Raw genomic sequence first — 14,745 nt, 5'->3', positions numbered from 1 at the left:
CAATTGACCGAACCGACCACGCGGTTGATCACACGGCCTAGCCGCCCGCGCGCTTGACCGTGTAGCCCTGCTTTTGCAGCAGCGCGATCACCGTGTCAACGTGGTCGCCCTGTACCTCAATCACACCGTCCTTCACCGTGCCACCGCTGCCGCAGGCCGCCTTGAGCTGCTTGCCCAACGCGGTCAGCCCCGCCAGGTCCAAGGGCACGCCCTTAACCAGGGTGACGCCCTTGCCGGCCCGGCCCTTGGTTTCACGCGACACACGCACGATGCCATCGGTCTTGGGTAGCGGCTTCTGGCCACAGATGCAGTCGGCCACCGGCTTGCGGCAGGTCGGGCACATGCGGCCGGTTTCGGTGGAGTACACCAGGCCGCCGCTGGAGAGTTTGCTTTTCATACCCATTACTATAAAAAATAGCACCTAGCGCTGGTAGTACCTGCGCTAGGTGCCGATTTGGCTACAACCGCCGAGAGGGCTTAGCCCTTGGTGTAATTGGCGATGCCTTCGAGGATTTCCTTCTTGGCCGCGTCAATACCTTCCCAGCCCAGCACCTTGACCCACTTGCCCTTTTCCAGGTCCTTGTAGTGCTCAAAGAAGTGGCTGATGGCGTTCAGGCGCATCTTGTTCACGTCATCCACGCTCTTCCAGTGGGTGTACATGGGCAGAATCTTGTCGGTGGGCACGGCCAGCACCTTGCCGTCCACGCCAGCTTCGTCTTCCATCAGCAAAATGCCCAGGGGGCGGCAGGGCACAACCACGCCGGGGTACAGCGGGTACGGGGTGATCACCAGCACGTCCACCGGGTCGCCGTCGCCGCTCAGGGTCTGGGGCACGTAGCCGTAGTTCGTGGGGTAGTGCATGGCCGTGGTCATGAAACGGTCCACGAACAGCGCGCCAGACTCCTTGTCCACTTCGTACTTGATCGGGTCCGCGTTCATCGGGATTTCAATCACGACGTTGAAGGCATCGGGGGCATTCTTGCCAGGGGTCACTTTATTCAGGGACATGGTGGTGTTGCAGTTAGGAGTTGAGAAATCGGATTCTGGTTAACCCGTGATTTTGCCTCACAGCGGTGACGCCAGCCTGACGGCAAAGCCAAAAGTAAAAAGGCGACACAGCCACCAGGTGCTGTGTCGCCCGCTTCGCAGCGCTCTAGCCGCTATCAGCTGGGTGTGCAGTACTGCGGCGTGGTGCTTGCCGGAATCGTGGGCAAATCGGTGGTGTAAGTGCCCACGGGACGTACGGTGACCACGCAGCTGGCGCTGACGTCGAACTCGAACAGATTCCAGTAGTCCGTGTTCGACGACTCGCCCGTGGCGGGCGGCGTAATCAGCTGCAGGGTGCGTCCTGGAATATTCACCTCGACCCGCGCGCCCGATGTAGCGATGGGGCCGTCGGAATAGCCCGAGTAGTTGCGTACGCTGTACTTGTAGGTACCCACCATCAGCTTGGTGATGGTCACAACCTCGGGGCCGTAGCTGGAGGTGTCGTCCACGTCCAGGTTAGCAAAGGGAGCTTCTATCAAGGCGCCCTTGTCCGAATAGTACACATGGTCACCCGCTGGGGTGATCAGGTGCGAATCCAGGTCGTTGGGCAAAGCGCCCCAGGTCAGCTTCATGGTGATGCCGGCGCCGGTTTGGCCGAGTGAAAGGCAGGCGGGCAAGGTGATGTCGTTCGCACTGGCCGTGTTCTGCACGGTATTGGTCAAAAATCCGCCGGACACGCCCACGATGGTGGCAATGCTGTTGCTGCGGATAGGCAGGCTGAAGTTACCGCTGGCATCGGTGTAGACCGAGCTGGTGCCGGAGTAGTCGATCCCGTCGCTGGCGACCAACGCATTCGCCACCACGGCACCCGCCGCATTCTTCATGCAGCCATGGACGATGATGGTGTTGTAGGTCTGGTCGGCGTTCCAGGTAGTGAAGTGGCTGACCGTGCCTTCGTAGTAGGCCGATGCGCCAGAACCCACCAGAGTCGCCGTGCCTTCCTGCACCCACAAGCCGGTGCTGGTGTTGAAGTAAAACAGCGGGATGGTCGAGGGCACGGATGCATTGCGCGAAGCCAGGGGGATGCGGATGGTGGCGGTCTGGCCGCTGCGCAGATTCAGCGCGGCACCCGTGCTGTCGGTCAGCACCACATTGAGCGCGCCAAAGCTTTCAATCGGCACATTGCCGCTGCCCGTGGAGGTCAGGAAGTCGCCGGGCATCAGGGTCGTATCCACAGCCGGGTTGATGGGCGTGATGCTGACCGTGATATTGCCCGTGGGAAGACTGCCATCGGCACGCTGCACGCTATTTGCGGACAAGGTGACCTGCGCGGTGCTGCTGGGCACCGTGACCGTGCCACCAGCCGTAACCGGAACCGTGCCGCTGGCACCGACCTTGACCAAACGGGCCTGCACATCGGTACGGGCATCGGCCACCACATTGGCAATGCGCACGCCTTCGGCGTAGTCGCTGGAGGCAAAGACTACCGTCACGCGGCTGCTCGCCGTAAGACCGGTGAGGCTGAAAGTACCGTCGGCCGCCGTGGTGGTAGACAGGCTTCCCACGCGCACCGTCACGCCCCCAACGCCCAGTCCGGTCGCATCGTCCAGCACTTTGCCTGCGACGCCGGTTGTCGAAACCGGAGTGCTGGAGGTGGAACCAGAACCACCGTCGCCACCGCAGGCCACCAGGAAGACCGAAGCCACCAGGCCTATGGCTAAGCCACGCCAATAAGTTTTTGAGAACCGCATAGGACACCCTTCATACATGGGAAATGACAGAACCTGTAGGCCTCAAGGCATGGATGCCTGGCTCCACAAGTCCGCGCCAGCCCCCGGTCGAATGCGTCCAAGGGCTATGGTTACGCACCTCACATGCGCCGCGCAAAGATGCGTCGCGGTGCTGAATTGGGGTGCGTTGCGAATTTAGAGTGCCAGCCCTCGGTTTACATACTGGACACAAAGAGTTACCGCAGTGCAGCAACTGTTTTTCCTTTATATTGGTGACGTTGGCCAATCGTCTCCGCCTCTTTGGACGTCGGATGCGCGAGGAAGCAACGCAGCGGGGGTACCACGCTAGCGTTGTGCTTCCATCACGCGACAACGACAAAAAAGGAGACATTCCTATGGCAGGTAACACAGCGCTGACACTGGCGCTCATATGTGGATTCATTGCGGTGGCCTACGGTTTCTGGGCCCGCAGCTGGATCCTTTCGCAAGACGCCGGCAACCCGCGCATGCAAGAAATTGCCGCCGCCATCCAGACCGGCGCAGCCGCCTATCTGGCCCGGCAGTACCGCACCATCGCCATCGTCGGCGTGGTGCTGGCCATCCTCATCGGCATCTTTCTCGACCCCATCTCGGCCATCGGTTTCGTGGTGGGCGCAGCCCTGTCCGGCGCCTGCGGTTTCATCGGCATGAATGTCTCGGTACGCGCCAATGTGCGCACCGCGCAGGCGGCCACCAAGGGCATAGGCCCGGCGCTCACCGTGGCGTTCCGCGGCGGTGCCATCACCGGCATGCTGGTGGTGGGACTGGGTCTGCTAGGCGTGACGGGTTTCTACTGGTTTCTGGTGCCGGACGGCGCCCCCACCGCAGCCCGGTTGAACCCGCTGATCGGCTTTGCCTTCGGCTCGTCGCTGATCTCCATCTTCGCCCGCCTCGGCGGCGGCATCTTCACCAAGGGGGCCGACGTAGGCGCGGATCTGGTCGGCAAGGTCGAAGCCGGCATCCCGGAAGACGACCCACGCAACCCGGCGGTGATCGCCGACAACGTGGGCGACAACGTGGGCGACTGTGCGGGCATGGCTGCCGACCTGTTCGAGACCTATGCGGTCACGCTGATCGCCACCATGGTGCTGGGCGCCTTGCTGGCCACCGGCGGCGGCGCCAGCACCGTGGTGTATCCGCTGGCGCTAGGTGCGGTGTCCATCGTGGCATCCATCATCGGCTGCTTCTTCGTGGTGGCATCGCCTGGCATGAAGAACGTGATGCCAGCGCTGTACAAGGGCCTGGCGGTGGCCGGCGTGCTGTCGCTGATCGCCTTCTATTTCGTCACCCAAGCCCTGGTGCCCGACAACGCGCTGGGCGGCACGGGCGCAGCCATGAAGCTGTATGGCGCCTGCGCCGTCGGCCTGGTGCTGACCGCCGCGCTGGTGTGGATCACCGAGTACTACACCGGCACGCAGTACGCGCCGGTGCAGCACATCGCCCAGGCATCGACCACCGGCCACGGCACCAACATCATTGCAGGCCTGGGCGTGTCCATGCGCTCCACCGCCTGGCCGGTGATCTTTGTCTGCATCGCCATCTGGACCGCCTTCCACCTGGCCGGCCTGTACGGCATTGCGATTGCCGCCACATCCATGCTGAGCATGGCCGGCATCGTGGTGGCCCTGGACGCCTACGGCCCGATCACCGACAACGCCGGCGGCATTGCCGAAATGGCCGAGATGCCCAAGAGCGTACGCGATGTGACCGACCCGCTGGACGCCGTGGGCAACACCACCAAGGCCGTCACCAAGGGCTATGCCATCGGCTCGGCCGGGTTGGCCGCACTGGTGCTGTTTGCCGACTACACGCACAAGCTCGATGCCTATGGCAGCAAGATCACCTTCGACCTGAGCAATCCGATGGTCATCATCGGCCTGTTCATCGGCGGCCTGATCCCCTACCTGTTCGGGGCGATGGCGATGGAGGCCGTGGGCCGCGCCGCCGGCAGCGTGGTGGTCGAAGTGCGCCGCCAGTTCCGCGAGATCAAGGGCATCATGGAAGGCACGGCCAAGCCCGAATACGGCAAGGCGGTCGACATGCTGACCACCGCGGCGATCAAGGAAATGATGATCCCCTCATTGCTGCCGGTAGTAGTGCCAATCCTGGTCGGCCTGCTGCTGGGGCCTGCGGCCCTAGGTGGCCTGCTGATGGGCACCATCGTCACCGGCCTGTTCGTGGCTATCAGCATGTGCACCGGCGGCGGCGCCTGGGACAACGCCAAGAAATACATCGAAGACGGCCACCACGGCGGCAAGGGCTCGGAAACCCACAAGGCCGCCGTCACCGGCGACACCGTGGGCGACCCCTACAAGGACACGGCCGGCCCGGCGGTGAACCCGCTGATCAAGATCATCAACATCGTGGCCCTGCTGATCGTGCCGCTGGTGATGCAGATCCACGGCGGCAAATAAGGCGCCACCATGTAAAAAGCCGCAGCGCCCGCCATGGGCACTGCGGCTTTTTTGCGTCTAACGAGAAGCTCAGGGCAGCGCGACAACTTCCACGCGGCGTGCTTCGGCGTTGCTGCCAGAGCCGGTCAGCGCTTCAGGCTTGACCAGTTCGATCTTGTCCTGGGCCACACCCAGACCTACCAACAGCTCACGCACGGCAAAGGCGCGCAACTTGGCCAGCTCTTCGTTCTTGACCTGGTCGCCGGTGGCGTCATGGAAGCCGCTGATGCGCAGGCTCTTGCCCTCGCCCGCCAGCTTGACCACCTCGGCCAGCGCCACATCGGCGCCCTGGGCCACGTCGGCCTTGGCGGTAGCGAAGTAGAACTTGACCACACCGTTTTCCACCTTCACGCTGGCACCTTCCACGTCCAGCACCTCTTGCACTGCGGGCGCAGTCTTGGGCTTGGCACTGTGGGTCTTGTAGATGCCCATGCCAATCGCAAAGGCCACGGCAGCAGCCACAACGGCAAACAGAATTACGAATGCAGCGCTCTGGCTATCGTCTTTGTCCGAAGAAAACATGGTGAAAGCTCTCCAAAAAATGTGGCGCGATTGTAGAGGGCTGGCGTGACGCAAGCCGGCTCTCCTAGCTTGGTGGCGCCTGCCGGACGGAGCCCTCTGTGCCGGGGGAAAGGGCATGCTGGGCCTGTATCAATTGCCGTAGCTCGCGCACTTCGCTGTGCAGCGCTGCGATTTCCCGCAGCAGATCGCGCTCAATCTGGCGCTCCTCGGTCTCCACGAACATGGCGGCCACCGAAGCGGTCACCAGGGACAAAATCGCCAGCCCCAGCAGTACCACGATCACCGCGAAAAACCGGGACGCATGGGTGCTCGGCACCATATCGCCGTAGCCCACCGTGGCGGCCGTGGTAAAGGCCAGCCACAGGCCGTCGCCAAAGGTATGCACGCGCGGCTCCAGCAGCCAAAAGCCCGCCCCGCCCAGGCCCATGATGAGCAAGCCCAAGGCCAGCGAATACCACAACCCGCGTCGGGTGATGAAGAAATGGCGCGCTCGTACACGTCGCATAGCGCTACATTGGAAGCGCTGCACCGGACAGGCGGCTTGATCCAGATCAAGAACTGAGATGTCCACAAACCTATATGGGAAATATGCCCCTTGCGCTCGTTCCACCTGCGCTATAAGCTACTAAATTTATAGCATCACCACTATTACTGCAGATCCCAGCAGACAGCCCGGGCAGCGCTGCTGACATCTGGCAGCCCAGCCAGGCACTGGCACAATCGGAAACTCCATGAACACGACCTTTGTACCCCTTGCCAGGACCCGGCTTGCGCTCCGCGCTGGCAGGCCGCCCATGGCAAGGACGCGCTTGGTGCCGCCCTCGGCCGCTGAGCCCCACTTTGCCCAGCCGATTTAAATGCCACGCCGTGTCATTCCCCTGCGAGACCAGCGCCAGCTCGCGCCGAGCAGCCTCGCCCCCACAGCCGGGCCGCTGGCCGACCAACTGGGGCGCCCGCTGCACGACCTGCGCATCAGCGTGACCGACCGCTGCAACTTCCGATGCAGCTACTGCATGCCCAAGGAAGTGTTCGACAAGGACTACCCCTATCTGCCGCACAGCGCGCTGCTGAGCTTCGAGGAAATCACCCGCCTGGCGCAAATCTTCGTGGCCCAGGGCGTGCGCAAGATCCGGCTGACCGGCGGCGAACCCCTGCTGCGCAAGAACATCGAGGTGCTGGTCGCCCAACTGGCCGCATTGCGCACGCCCGATGGCCAGCCGCTGGACCTGACCCTGACCACCAATGGCGCCCTGCTGGCACGCAAGGCCCAGGCTTTGAAAGATGCCGGGCTGCAACGCCTGACCGTCAGCCTGGACGGCCTGGACGACACGGTGTTCCGCCGCATGAACGATGTGGACTTTCCGGTGCGCACCGTGCTGGACGGGCTGGAAGCCGCGCACAAAGCCGGCCTGGGAGCAGGCGGCGGGTTGAAGATCAATATGGTGGTGCAGCGCGGCACCAACGAGCATGAAATCCTGCCCATGGCCCGCTACTTCAAGGGCAGCGGCATGGTGCTGCGCTTTATCGAATACATGGACGTGGGCGCCACCAACGGTTGGCGCATGGACCAGGTCGTGCCCTCGGCCGAAGTCATACAAACGCTGCAAACCGAGTGGCCGCTGCGGGCGCTGGCGCCCAGTGCGCCCGGCGAAACCGCGCAGCGCTGGGCCTACGCCGATGGCAGCGGCGAGGTGGGCGTCATCAGCAGCGTGACCCAGGCCTTCTGCCGGGACTGCAACCGCGCCCGCCTGTCCACCGACGGCCGCGTCTACCTATGCCTGTTCGCCAGCCAGGGCCATGACCTGCGCGACCTGCTGCGCAGCGGCGCCAACGATACCCAGCTCGGCAACGCCCTGCGCGGCATCTGGCAAGGCCGCAGTGACCGCTATTCCGAGCTGCGCTCGGGCCTGGCAGCCGACACCGGCCCGGCGGCGCGGCGGGTGGAAATGAGTTACATCGGTGGCTGAGTTGGCGTTGCAAGACGTCACCGGACTGGTGCTCGCCGGCGGCCAGGGTGCGCGCATGGGCGGCCTGGACAAGGGCCTGCAGGCCTTCAAAGGCAAGACGCTGGCCCAACACGCGCTGACCCGACTACGACCGCAGGTGGGCAGCCTGATGCTCAGCGCCAACCGCCATCTGGCCGACTATGCGGCCTTTGGTATCCCGGTGTGGACCGATGCCGAGTCCGAGTTGGAAGACGACTATGCTGGCCCGCTGGCCGGCATGCTGGCCGGCCTGGCCCACTGCCCCACGGCCTACCTGGCCTGCGTGCCTTGCGATGCCCCGCTCTTCCCCGCCGACCTGGTGGCCCGCCTGGGCGCTGCATTGCTGGCGGACCAGGCCGATATGGCCGTGGCTGCATCCAGAGACCCCAGTGGCAGCCTGCGCAGCCAGCCGGTGTTCTGCCTGATGCGCAGCGACATGCACGCCAGCCTGGCGCAGTATCTGCAGCAAGGCGGTCGCAAAGTGGCCGTCTGGCTGGCCCAGCACCGTACGGCCACAGTGGCATTCGACGACGCCCAGGCTTTCTCCAATGCGAACACCTTGGCCGAGCTACGCGGCCTGGAACGATGAAGACTACCGACGCCATTGCGGCCACCATCCCCGGCTACAACCCGCTGAACCTGCCGGTGCCGGCGGCCCAGGCCTTTCTGTCAGCCCTGGCCACACCGGTGACTGAGACAGAAACCGTGGACATCCTGCAGGCGCTGGGCCGGGTACTGGCGGCGGACGTGGTGTCCCCCGTCAGCGTACCGCCGCACGACAACTCGGCCATGGACGGCTATGCCTTCGACGGCGCACAGCTGCAGGGCGGCCAGACCCTGTCACTGCAGGTGGTCGGCCAGGTGCTCGCAGGCCATACCTGGTCCACCCCCATCGCCGCAGGCCAGTGCCTGAAGATCATGACCGGTGCGCCCATGCCGCCGGGTCTGGACAGCGTGGTGCCGCATGAACGCGTGCAGCTGCAGGCTGGCTGCATCCATTTCGACCCCAGCCAGCTGCGGCGGGGTGCCAACCGCCGCCTGGCCGGTGAAGACGTGCAGCAAGGCCAGGCCGCCATGCACCAGGGCGACCGCCTGGCCCCTGCGGCCCTGGGCCTGCTGGCCAGCCTGGGCCTGGCTCAGGTCAGGGTGTACCGCCGGCTGCGGGTGGCTTACTTCTCCACCGGCGATGAAATCCTCAGCCCGGGCGAGGCGCCTCGGGCCGGCGCCGTATTCGACAGCAACCGCTACACCCTGTTTGGCCTGCTGACCCGGCTGGGCGTGGAGATACTGGACCTGGGCGTGGTGCGCGACGACCCAGCCCAGCTGCAAACCACCTTGGCCCAGGCAGCCCGGCAGGCCGATGCGATTCTCACCAGCGGCGGTGTCAGCACCGGCGATGCCGACCACACACGCAACATGATGGCCGCACTGGGCGATGTGGTGTTTTGGCAGCTGGCGATGCGCCCGGGCCGGCCCATGGCAGTCGGCCGCATCCGCGCAGGTGCCTTGCAAGAATTACAAGAAAAAAACGGCTCTGGTGCAGATAATACCTACGCTGGCAGCTATGAAAAACGCAGCAAATCCGACGCTCTGCTATTGGGCCTGCCTGGCAACCCAGTCGCAGTGGCGGTGGCTTTTACGGTACTGGTACGCCCAGTGCTGCTGCAGATGATGGGCTGCAACCCCGCGCACGCTGCCCCACAGCCTCTATTACGGGCCCGCAGCATGCAGGCCATACGCAAACGGCCAGGCCGCAGCGAATTCCCACGCGGCACGCTGTGCCGCACCGAAAATGGCCAGTGCGGTGTGCGCCTGGTGGGCAACCAGGGCTCGGGCATCCTCAGCTCCGTGGTGCAGGCCGACGTGCTGGTGGTCTTGCCCGAGGCGCAGGGCGATGTGGCCGAGGGCGATGCCGTAGACGTGATGCTGCTAGAGGGCTAGGAACGTGTTCTAAGCTCCTGGCCGGTTCTTCAGCCAGTCCAGCATCTGCGGCAATGGCATGGGCCGGGCGAACCAGTAGCCCTGCATCCAGTGGCAGCCCAGGGCTATCAGCGCATCGCGCTGCTGCTCGGTTTCTATGCCTTCGGCAATCACCCCCACACCCAGCTCGCCGGCCAGGGCCATGATGACCTTGGCAATATGCGCATCGCCACGCCCCAGCAAGGTGACAAAGGAGCGGTCCAGCTTGAGGGTGGAGAACGGCAGGCTTTGCAGGCGGTGCAGCGACGAGTAGCCGGTGCCAAAGTCGTCCAGATGCAAATGAAACCCCGCTTCGGCCAGCAGCTGCAGCTGGCGCTCGGCCAATTCTGCGTCCTTGGCCACGGCCGACTCGGTCAGCTCGAAATGCACGCAGGAACGGGGTATGCCCTGCCGGTCCAGCAGCTCGCACATGTCTTCCACCAGGGTGGTCACCATGAGCTGCTTGGCCGACAAGTTGATGTTCACCACCGTGTACGGGTTTTGCGCCAACAGCGCCGGCAAGGCGGCAGCAACCTTGTTGGCAATCGCCATGCCCAGGGCCACGATCAAACCGCATTCTTCGGCGATAGGGATGAATTTGTCGGGCGGACAGAAGCCGCCGTCCATCGGCCAGCGGGCCAGGGCCTCCATCATGGGCGCTGCGCCGGTACGCGCATCGACGATGGGCTGGAACCAGACCTCCAACTCATCCAAACGCAGACATTCGCGCAGCCGCTGCTCCAGCAGCATGCGTTCCTGCACATTGCCCAGCATCGATTCGCTATAAAAGCTGTAGCGGCCCTTGCCCGCCCGCTTTGCGTCGTACATGGCCAGATCGGCGTTGCGCAGCAGGTCGTCCTTGTTCGTCGAGGTGCCGTGGGCATAACAAATACCCATGGAGCAGCTGACGGTCAGGTAGGAGCCCTGGTATTCCCGGGTCTGGGCAATCGTCTCCTGCACCCGCTCGGCAAAGTGCCGCACACCCAGCTCATCACCCTGGGCCACGTACAGCAAGGCGAACTCGTCGCCCCCCAGGCGCACCACCACGTCACTGGTACGGATCAGCTTTTCCAACGAACGGGCAATGCTGGTCAGCAAAAAGTCGCCGGCTGCATGGCCCAGGGAATCGTTGATGAGCTTGAAGTCGTCCAGGTCGATCAGCAGCACCGCCAGGGTCAGGCCCGGCTGGCGCTGCTGCATGGCCAGCAGTTGGTCCAACTGTTCATGCAGCATGCGGCGGTTACCCAGCTCGGTCAGGGCATCGGTGCGGACATCGTGCTCCAGGCCAGAGCGCGCCTTGCCCAGCGCAGCCATCATGGTGTTCAGTGACAAGGCCAGCTCGTCCAGCTCGTCATGGCCCTGCACCGGCCACTGTCGCATCAGCGCCGGGTCGGTGCTGCGCTGGCTGCGCGCCAGCTGGGCAAACTTGCCCAGGCGTTTGAGAACCAGCCGATCGAGCAGAAAGACCACCGCCAGAGCACCCAACACGACCAGCACCAACGCGTTGGCCAGCAGCAGAAGCTGACTGGTTTGCTTCTGGGTGTGCTGCGTGGGTGGCGTATCCACCACCAGTTGCAGTTGGCTGGGTCCTGCCGTGTCTTTCAGGATGGCGCTGCTGTCATTGCTGGCTTGCGTGCCGTCCGCCAACGCATCCGCAGGCCGCAGCACAAAGTGGCTGCCGGTAAGTTTCATCAGACGTGTCAGGCGCTCGCCCTGCCATTCGCGGGCCATCAGCATCCAACCCACGATCGGGGAGCCGATCTGGCGCATGCGTACCGGACTGAACACCAGCAGCACCGGCTGGCCCTTCAACCAGCGCTTGAATTCACCGCCCTTTTCACGCAGCTCGGGAGGCAGCGCAAAAATGGCCGCCATGGCTTCCGCCAACACCGGGTCATTGCCGGCCAGAGGCTCAACCCGGCCTCGCCGTATATCCACGCTGGAATGCAATTGACCGGCCAGGGTCAAAAACGCTACATAGTCCACATCCAGGTTGCGTAGCGACTCCACCGTATAGCTTTGCGCCAGATAGCCGAGGTTGAAGTTTTGCATGTGTTGGGCCGACTCGTCCCACACGCCGTAGTCCAGGGCCGTACGCAACAGCGCGGTCACTTCCTGGCGCAGGCCCAGGTCCACACGCAGATACTGGTCATGCGCAGCGCGCTGGTCGAACGATGCCAGGCTGCGGTCCAGCAGTGACGAGCTGACCATGAAGCTGACCACGCCGACCACGCAAAACAGCAACGCCAGCAACCCCAGAATGCGTGCGCGCAAACTGCTCATCTTTGCATGAAGGGGTTATGTAGCTGCATCAGAAAGTCCGCATCGTAACGGTAAACAGGCCAGATATGAAATACAAATTATTACATTCTGCATACCCTAGCCTGAACCCCATCACAGTGCCGCGTTGCGACTGGGCTTGGCCGCAACAGGCGGACGAATATGGCGTAGCGTCATGCCCAGCAAAAGCACCAGGTAAAACAAAAAGGCCAGACGCGGTACATCCAGCAAGCTGTCGAACAGGCCCACCACCACAAACCCGACCAGGCCGCCGGCAATGCCGGGAGCCAGCGGGTGGTCCTTGGCCCGCCCCACAGTGACACGCCATAGCGCCGCCAGGCCCATGGCGATAAACAGCGCCAAGCCCACGCCACCCTGGTCAAACAACACATTCATGAAGACGTTCTTGATGTGCCAGGGCAAGTGGTTGCGGTCGCTGGAAAAAAACCAACGCTGCAGGTCTTGCGAAAAATCACCGTTATCCAAAAGCTGGCGGCCATCCGCGCTCTTGAGCTGGATGTTGTCTACGTCCACCAGGCCCATGACGCTGTCGGTGGCAACCGAGAACGACACAATTCGCGGCGCAAACCAGGCACCACTGGACAGCTCGCCGCCCTTGAGCGGCACCTCGAAACTTTGCCATTCGGTGGTCTTGGGCTCGACATACACACCACCCAATAAACAGCCTGCGCTGTATAGCAGGTGCTTCTCGCACACTTCCAGGTGCACATTCACCGGTTTGGTGACGCGCACCGACAGGCTGACGCTGACCGGGCCCTTGGGCGGCAAAATCCGCTGAGAGACGCGCAGTATCTCGCCCCAGCCCATGTATTGCTGCTTGCCGCCGGCCAGCACCAGATAATTATTGCCGGCCTGGCTGGACAGGCGGTAGTCGCCGGGATGCTCTATCGAGGAACGGGCAAAGAAGTAGCTGGACGGATAACGGCCCAAGCCCTTGCCCAGCACCGGGTCCAGCGGCGCATCCAGCATCTGCCAGCCTTCGCGCCAATGCGCCAGACGCGTATCCAGATCGCTGCTACTGGTTGAAAAACGGTCCCCCATGTAGGCGCCACCGCCAAATACGCCCACGATGCCGCCCACCAACAGCATCGCAGCCCCAGTCGTTGCATGCCAGCGCAGGCGGTCGGGCCACAGGCCCACAGGCGCCACGCCTGCTCCAAATGCCAACAACACCAGCACCAGCACCACCGGCAAGGTGGCCTCCAGGCCCCGGCCATAGCCCCAGTGCTCAGCCACCAGCCCCATGCCCATCAACAGACCCAGATAGCTGGCAAACGCCAGCTGTGCCATCAGCCCCGCGGGGCGGTGCCGACCCACCGGCACCGCCCCGCGACCGCTGGCCAGCAGCAGGCCGGCCGTCAACAGGGCACTGGCCGCATAGACCAGATAAGCGCCCTTGTCCAGCGCCAGCGCAATGCCCCACCAGGCAGCACACAGCAAACCGCCAGCCACCAGGCCGACGATCCAGTCCGCCAGCGTGAAGCGTCGCAACTGGCCGGCCAAGGGCATCAGCAAGCCCATGGCACCCAGCAAACAGGCCAGTCCGCGGTAGCCACTGGACGGGAAAGTCCACCACACTCCCAGGCTGAAAATAACGAGCAAGGCCAGCGCCGACAGCAGCCGCATGGGCGCCGGCTTGACCGCCGATGCACCCGCCTCCGCCACCGTGCGCCGGTGGGCCAACAGATACAAAGCCCCCGTCACGGCAATCGCTATAGGCAAAGCCAGGTAGACGCCGCGCGAAAAAGTGGTCAGGCAGGCATAGGCTCCCATGCCCAGACATAGCGCAAAAGCACCCCAGCGACGCAACGAGCGGGCCACCAGCAATTCACGCACCACGAAGGGCAGCGTCAGGGCCAAAAAGCCGTCCAGCGCCGCCCCCCCCACATGCATCTCCCAAAACAGGGCTGTAGTCCGATAATCGGAAGAGAAATTGAACAAATCCACAAAGGCGGAGCGCTCCCACATCGTGGCCCAGGACGCAGCGGCCAGGCCCAGTGCCAGCCCCCCTGCCAGCCATCGGCTGGCCTGCTCGCCCCGGCGCACCACCGCGGCCCGCCAGAGCGGAAACACCAGCAAGGCCAGGAAGAAGCTTTTCGCCAGGCGCAGGCTGTTCATGGACTCGTGGTAGCCCTGGTACCAGCCAAAGCTGAAACCACCGGCGTTATCAAAACCCCGGACCATGGCCACCAGAATTGAAATGCAAAACAGCAACACCAGCAGCCACACGCCGCCGGACGCATGCTGGCCGCTACCCCGCCTGTGCGATGCCGACAACGGGTGAAGAGTGCGGCGGGCATACCCCCCTGCTGCTGCGGCCAGCACCAGCATGTCCAATTCTTCAAAGGTCAGCCAGCCCGTCCACGGTGCAAAGCCAACCAGTGGCAGCAAGCCCGGCACCGCCAGCAGCCAGGTATCGGGCCAACGGTAGAAAACTGCGCAGGCCAGTACGAACAGCGCAAGCACCAGGGAAGGCAACACTGGGTAATGCAGAGCCAGGGCCAGGCCGGCACCACCACTGGCCAGTGCCAGCAGCGCAAAACGTGCGCGAAAGCGCAGGGTTCGAGGCTCTGCGCGTACACCGGCCAAAAGCTGCTGTTGGGAGTCCATCCTGGTCCGCCGCCGTCCATGTTGAAGTGGGGTGATGGTATCGTACGCAAGCCCGACCAGATCGGATACGCCAGTGCATGCATTGCACTGTTGACCAGTCCCTTCACACAGCCATATGAGCGCCCAGCCACCCCGACATCGTGTATCGCCAATCCGGCT

At 63.6% G+C, this 14,745-nt stretch carries 11 protein-coding genes; 4 read left to right on the top strand and 7 right to left on the bottom strand.

What is annotated here, in order from left to right; translation table 11 throughout:
• Window positions 1-37: 37 nt before the first annotated feature.
• The 3 genes from AC07R0_RS21995 to AC07R0_RS21985 form a co-directional block, all read right to left on the bottom strand.
• A complete protein-coding gene (locus AC07R0_RS21995) occupies window positions 38-397 on the bottom strand; it encodes a translation initiation factor Sui1 (RefSeq protein WP_495106460.1) in 360 nt (119 codons plus the stop codon).
• An 80-nt stretch (window positions 398-477) separates the two neighbouring features.
• A complete protein-coding gene (ppa, locus tag AC07R0_RS21990) occupies window positions 478-1,008 on the bottom strand; it encodes an inorganic diphosphatase (protein WP_495074791.1) in 531 nt (176 codons plus the stop codon).
• A gap of 155 nt (window positions 1,009-1,163) precedes the next feature.
• Window positions 1,164-2,738 (bottom strand): YfaP family protein, encoded by a 1,575-nt coding sequence (locus AC07R0_RS21985; protein ID WP_495106459.1) that lies wholly within the window; start codon window positions 2,736-2,738, stop codon window positions 1,164-1,166.
• 374 nt (window positions 2,739-3,112) lie between these two features.
• Between AC07R0_RS21985 and AC07R0_RS21980 the strand changes: the two genes are divergently transcribed.
• Window positions 3,113-5,170: a sodium-translocating pyrophosphatase gene (locus tag AC07R0_RS21980; RefSeq protein ID WP_495106458.1), complete on the top strand. Its 2,058-nt coding sequence runs from the start codon at window positions 3,113-3,115 to the stop codon at window positions 5,168-5,170.
• Window positions 5,171-5,239: 69 nt separating this feature from the next.
• Here AC07R0_RS21980 and AC07R0_RS21975 read toward each other — a convergent pair whose 3' ends face one another.
• Window positions 5,240-5,731 carry an OmpA family protein gene (locus AC07R0_RS21975; protein WP_495106457.1) on the bottom strand — a complete coding sequence of 164 codons (492 nt, stop codon included), beginning with the start codon at window positions 5,729-5,731 and terminating at the stop codon, window positions 5,240-5,242.
• A gap of 64 nt (window positions 5,732-5,795) precedes the next feature.
• The gene (locus tag AC07R0_RS21970; protein ID WP_495106456.1) at window positions 5,796-6,236 is read right to left on the bottom strand and encodes a potassium channel family protein; all 441 of its coding nucleotides are present in this window, start codon (window positions 6,234-6,236) and stop codon (window positions 5,796-5,798) included.
• Window positions 6,237-6,588: 352 nt separating this feature from the next.
• On the opposite strand from AC07R0_RS21970, the gene moaA reads away from it, so the two are divergent.
• The 3 genes from moaA to moeA are packed head-to-tail and all read left to right on the top strand — an operon-like array spanning window position 6,589 to window position 9,657.
• Window positions 6,589-7,698: a GTP 3',8-cyclase MoaA gene (gene moaA / locus AC07R0_RS21965; protein ID WP_495106455.1), complete on the top strand. Its 1,110-nt coding sequence runs from the start codon at window positions 6,589-6,591 to the stop codon at window positions 7,696-7,698.
• A complete protein-coding gene (mobA, locus tag AC07R0_RS21960; protein WP_495106454.1) occupies window positions 7,691-8,305 on the top strand; it encodes a molybdenum cofactor guanylyltransferase MobA in 615 nt (204 codons plus the stop codon). Before moaA ends, mobA begins: the two co-directional genes overlap by 8 nt.
• Complete coding sequence (moeA, locus tag AC07R0_RS21955; protein WP_495106453.1) at window positions 8,302-9,657, top strand: molybdopterin molybdotransferase MoeA; 1,356 nt, start codon at window positions 8,302-8,304, stop codon at window positions 9,655-9,657. Before mobA ends, moeA begins: the two co-directional genes overlap by 4 nt.
• A gap of 9 nt (window positions 9,658-9,666) precedes the next feature.
• Here moeA and AC07R0_RS21950 read toward each other — a convergent pair whose 3' ends face one another.
• Window positions 9,667-11,958: a putative bifunctional diguanylate cyclase/phosphodiesterase gene (locus AC07R0_RS21950; RefSeq protein ID WP_495099174.1), complete on the bottom strand. Its 2,292-nt coding sequence runs from the start codon at window positions 11,956-11,958 to the stop codon at window positions 9,667-9,669.
• Window positions 11,959-12,069: 111 nt separating this feature from the next.
• The gene (locus AC07R0_RS21945; protein WP_495106452.1) at window positions 12,070-14,586 is read right to left on the bottom strand and encodes a hypothetical protein; all 2,517 of its coding nucleotides are present in this window, start codon (window positions 14,584-14,586) and stop codon (window positions 12,070-12,072) included.
• Window positions 14,587-14,745: the final 159 nt, after the last annotated feature.

Source organism: Rhodoferax sp. GW821-FHT07F03, from assembly GCF_059418745.1.
This window is presented reverse-complemented; position numbering and strand designations above follow the sequence as displayed.